The following is a 919-nucleotide window of genomic DNA, read 5'->3' on the forward strand; positions in this document are numbered from 1 at the left end:
GATATAAAGTGGAAGACATGTAATGACGGTAAAGCTCAAGCAACAATATTGGAAATGGGAGCAGAGTTTAGCTAACCCAGATAGTGACTTAGCGAAAGTCGCCAAGGTGTTTGTTGAACATTGTGACCGTTATCTATCTGTGAAAGAGTTGCATCGTTTAACGTTGGCTCAAAGTGATTTACAGAGCGTAAGGTATCGCCTAGTTCGACAGCATGGCTTTCAGTTCAAAATGAACCCTGATGCCCTTTATGAATATAAGCTGATGCATATTAATTTATCGCTTAAAAATACGGCGATAGGAGGTGTATCAAAGAAAACAGAGCAGTTTGTGTTTCCTGATATCGCCCCGCTTTGGCGTTTGGCTTTAGGGCTAAATACCGAGGGTTTTGGTGCTCAAACAGAGAATCGTAAAATACTATGAACACCAATGATTGGGTATGCATTGATGCTGATGAAGATGATTATGTCATCGAGCGCTTTGAGGTGAGAGTGAAAGGAAAGAAACCATTAGTGCTTAACCACCCTAGCTATTCCAAGCTACTATTTGTTACCCAGCAATATCTCAATGTTTCTAATGAAGTGGCTAAAGATGTACTTCGGCATTCAATATTAGCTACCCCAAATCCTATCTGCTTTGATGAATATTGGCGTATTCGTGGTGCTCTGGAAAACACTGAATCCAAGAGTGAGGAATGATGAAGAAAAACGGAAATGAGCCTGTTGTGTTAGAGTTATTGGTGAGACGAGATAATCATTTACGAGATTACCGCCGGATTCACTGTCTTAGAAAAGATGTAGGTGTGATTCGCTACAAGATAATGGTCAAGGACGGGGATATTGTTGGCTGCCAAGTATCGAACTCAACAATCTCAAATTACACTCAAATCTAGTTTTATCAAACTATTAACTAATAGGAATG

The 919-nt window shown here is 39.9% G+C and carries 3 protein-coding genes; all 3 read left to right on the forward strand.

Translation table 11 applies throughout. The annotated features are described in order from the left end of the window. The first annotated feature begins 22 nt into the window (after positions 1–22). From MD535_RS25665 to MD535_RS25675, 3 genes are read left to right on the forward strand one after another with little or no spacing between them, the layout of a single operon-like run. Complete coding sequence (locus tag MD535_RS25665) at positions 23–421, forward strand: hypothetical protein (protein WP_265678116.1); 399 nt, start codon at positions 23–25, stop codon at positions 419–421. Continuing rightward, entirely contained in the window at positions 418–696 is a 279-nt protein-coding gene (locus tag MD535_RS25670; RefSeq protein WP_265678117.1) for a hypothetical protein, read from the forward strand. Before MD535_RS25665 ends, MD535_RS25670 begins: the two co-directional genes overlap by 4 nt. After that, the gene (locus MD535_RS25675; protein ID WP_265678118.1) at positions 693–890 is read left to right on the forward strand and encodes a hypothetical protein; all 198 of its coding nucleotides are present in this window, start codon (positions 693–695) and stop codon (positions 888–890) included. Before MD535_RS25670 ends, MD535_RS25675 begins: the two co-directional genes overlap by 4 nt. The last annotated feature ends 29 nt before the right edge of the window (positions 891–919 follow it).

The sequence above is a fragment of the Vibrio qingdaonensis genome (genome assembly GCF_026191675.1).
In the GTDB taxonomy this organism is placed as follows: Bacteria; Pseudomonadota; Gammaproteobacteria; order Enterobacterales; family Vibrionaceae; genus Vibrio; species Vibrio qingdaonensis.